This is a genomic window from Microbacterium sp. SCN 71-21 (genome assembly GCF_001725695.1).
Classification (GTDB): Bacteria; Actinomycetota; Actinomycetes; order Actinomycetales; family Microbacteriaceae; genus Microbacterium; species Microbacterium ginsengisoli.
Genome location: NZ_MEGA01000074.1, coordinates 11,263 through 14,622, shown reverse-complemented (window position 1 = coordinate 14,622; position 3,360 = coordinate 11,263). Strand labels below are relative to the sequence as shown.

At 68.8% G+C, this 3,360-nt stretch carries 3 protein-coding genes; 1 reads left to right on the top strand and 2 read right to left on the bottom strand.

Going from position 1 to position 3,360, the window contains the following annotated elements:
* On the top strand, positions 1-1,441 hold a 1,441-nt coding region (locus ABT08_RS10600; protein ID WP_288114916.1), incomplete at its 5' end, for a heavy metal translocating P-type ATPase.
* A gap of 24 nt (positions 1,442-1,465) precedes the next feature.
* On the opposite strand, the gene ABT08_RS10595 is transcribed toward ABT08_RS10600, so the two are convergent.
* Complete coding sequence (locus ABT08_RS10595) at positions 1,466-1,906, bottom strand: hypothetical protein (RefSeq protein WP_273207566.1); 441 nt, start codon at positions 1,904-1,906, stop codon at positions 1,466-1,468.
* 120 nt (positions 1,907-2,026) lie between these two features.
* On the bottom strand, positions 2,027-3,360 hold a 1,334-nt coding region (locus tag ABT08_RS10590), incomplete at its 5' end, for a type IV secretory system conjugative DNA transfer family protein (protein WP_288114912.1).

The window sequence follows — 3,360 nt, the reverse complement described above, 5'->3', positions numbered from 1 at the left end:
CGGGGAGGTCGTCGAGGGCGAGTCCGAGATCGACGAGTCAATGGTCACCGGAGAGAGCATGCCGGTGGCGAAAGCACCGGGCTCGGCGGTCATCGGCGCGACCGTGAACACAGTCGGCACGCTCCGCGCCCGAGCGACGAAGGTGGGTGCCGACACCGCGCTCGCGCAGCTCGTCGCGCTCGTCCAGGAGGCGCAGGCGTCGAAGGCCCCTGGGCAGCGCCTGGCGGACCGTGCCGCGTTCTGGCTCGTCCTCGTCGCCCTCATCGGCGGCACGCTGACGCTTGTCGTCTGGCTGCTCGCCGGCGCCACCCTGCCAACCGCGATCCTGTTCGCGATCACCGTCGTCGTCATCACCTGCCCCGACGCGCTCGGCCTCGCCACCCCGACGGCGATCATGGTCGGCACCGGCCTCGGTGCCAAGCGTGGCGTGCTTTTCAAGAACGCTGCGGGCATCGAATCCGCCGCCCGCATCGACACCGTCGTGCTCGACAAGACCGGCACGCTCACCAAGGGCGAGCCTGAGGTCACCGACTTCATCGCGATCCGCGGGAACGCCGACGAGCTCCTCGCACTCGCCGCCGCCGCCGAGCGCGAGTCCGAGCATCCGCTGGCCCGCGCGATTGTCACCCATGCCGAGGCGCAAGGCGTCGCCCGGCTCGCGGCGACCGCGTTCCGCAACGTTACCGGACAGGGGGCGACCGCGACGGTCGACGGGCACGCGATCGTGCTCGGCAACCCGCGCCTGCTGCACGAGGAAGGCATCGACGCGACCGCCGCCGAGTCCACACAGCAAGCACTCGCCGACAGCGGCCGCACCGCGATCCTCCTCGCCCTGGATGGTCAGGTCGCCGCGGTCATCGCCCTTGCCGACGCGCCTCGCGAGACGGCGAAGCCAGCGATCGAAGCCCTCCACGAGGCAGGGATCCAGGTCGTCATGCTCACCGGCGACAACAGGCCGACCGCCGAGCGCATTGCCGGCCTCCTCGGCATCGACACCGTAATCGCCGAGGTGCTACCGGAGGACAAGAGCGCCCGTATCGCCGAACTGCAGCGCACCGGCAAGAAGGTCGCGATGGTCGGCGACGGGGTGAACGACGCCCCGGCCCTCGCGCAAGCCGATCTCGGCATCGCAATTGGGGCGGGCACCGACGTCGCGATCGAGACCGCCGACGTCGTCCTCATGCGCTCCGACCCGCTCGACGTCGCGATCGCGCTTCGCATCGGCAAGGGCACGCTGCGCAAGATGCGGCAGAACCTCGCCTGGGCGGTCGGCTACAACGCCGTCGCACTGCCGATCGCCGCTGGCGTGTTCATGCCTGCGTTCGGGCTCATGCTCACCCCGGAGATCGCGGCAATCAGCATGTCCGGGTCCAGCGTCATCGTCGCAGTCAACGCGCTCATGCTGCGGGGTCTGCGATTGCCGAAGCAGCTCGCAGCGTAGCCAGCCGGCCGCAGGCTGCGGTGCCTACTTCTTGGACCAGAAGAACGCCTGGCCTGCGGTCCACACGGCAGCGAGCGCGAGCAGCGGCCACTTGAAGTCCGAGTCGATGACAAGGTTCACCACAGCCATCGTGCCGATCGACAGCGCCCCGGAGATGGCGACGATCACGCCGGCCGCACGCGAGCGACGCCGAATCCCAGATTGCGCGACGTAGACCATCAGCACGCCGGTCGCCGCGATGTACCCGCCGAGCACGAGGAACACCCGAGACAGCCACGCCCCGATCGCCGGCGCTACCATCTGGAGCTCCGACATCGATGCCCCGACGAACCGTTCGTCCTCGGGCAGCATCGACGGCCGCAAGAGCGCGAAGTAGGCGCCGATCACGACGAGACATGCCCCGAACAGTGTGATCAGAACGACCGAGGGCACCTTGATCCAGCTAGGCGATCTGACAGCGTCCATGCCTCGAAATCTACCAATCCAATAGTCGGCGCGGGTGCGTCGGTGGTCGTTGCGCCAAGTCGCTCCTGCTTGCGCACCTCTCACCTCCGCTATTCATCCCGATGTGATCGATCGGTGAAACTACTTGGCGGAACTGGCCGGCTCGCTGCCTTGGGAGCCATCCGGCTGCATCATCCACTCGATCTCTGCGCGCTGTGCCAATAGTGCTTCCGCGTCCGGCCGATGAAGCCAGTAACGCATGGTCGTGATGATCGGCGGCGCGGAGCGCAGAAGCACGAGTGAAGTGCCCTGGGGCAGGGTGCGGATGTCTTCGACCTTCATGATCGGGACGCGGCGGATCGCGCGTTGACTCGAGCGCAAGCCGCGCTCGCCGATGGTCACTGAGTCAGTCGTCTCGTCGCGTTCGCCGATCAGTGTGGAGATGTCCTGCAGGTGCCGTGTGTCCGTCCCGCCTCCGAGCACGATCTTGGTGATGCTCGCATCCCACATCGCGGTCGCGGCGTCGTCGCCCCAACGACCTCGCGCCTGGGCGAGCGACTGGAACACGGGCATCACCGTGAGCCCGGTGCCGCCGCCCTCTGCCATGAGGACCGGGAGCGAAGGCAGCGGGGCGAGGTTTCCGATCTCGTCGAGTGCGAGCAGCACGGGCGGGTCGAGCCGCGCGCCCGGCGAGCGTGCGGCAATGCGCCGGGCCGTCTCCACGAGGTCTTCGATGAACGCCGCGACGAGCGACGAGGACGCTCCGGCTCCGGCTCCGGTCGCAAGCAGGTAAAGCGTGCCGGAGTCGCGCAGGAACGCCTCGGGGTCGAATTGCTCGTCCTCGCTGGGACTGACCGCTTCCAGCACCCGCGGGTCGGCGAGGGAGGCGAGAGAGAGCGAGACGCCCTGCCAGATGGAGTCTCGCGTGCGCGGGTCGGATTGCAGCATCCCGTCGAGCGACTCGGCCCATCCGGTCGCAGCCTGGGGGTGCGAGGCGAGAATGGAGACGGCATCCGCCGCAGCCGCGGGGTCGAGCGTCCAGCGAAACAGCTCAGCGGGCTGCCGATGGTCGAGGGCTGCGGCGTGCAGAAGCGCCTGAAGCGCCGTGCGCGTCTTGCCTTCCCAGAATCCGCCGTTCTCGACGGAGGGGCCGGAGAGGCCGGTTCCCGCGGCGAGACCTGTGCCGCGGATCATCGCAGTCAGGGGTACCTCGCACCCGCGAATCGGCGACCATCGCAGACCCGCAGGCACACCCTCGGCGAGATGCTGGGGATCGAACACGGAGACCGGGCCGCGGCGCGCCTGGCGAGCGCGGAGCGTCGCCGTGAGGTTGTCCGGCCGGGTCGAGGTCGTGATGACTGCACCGGGCGCGTCGAGGATGGAGTTGATGACGATGTTCGCGCCCTTCCCGGATCTCGGCGGGCCGATGAGCAGGATCGAGTCCTCCACGGATGTCCAAACGCCCTTGCCGCGCG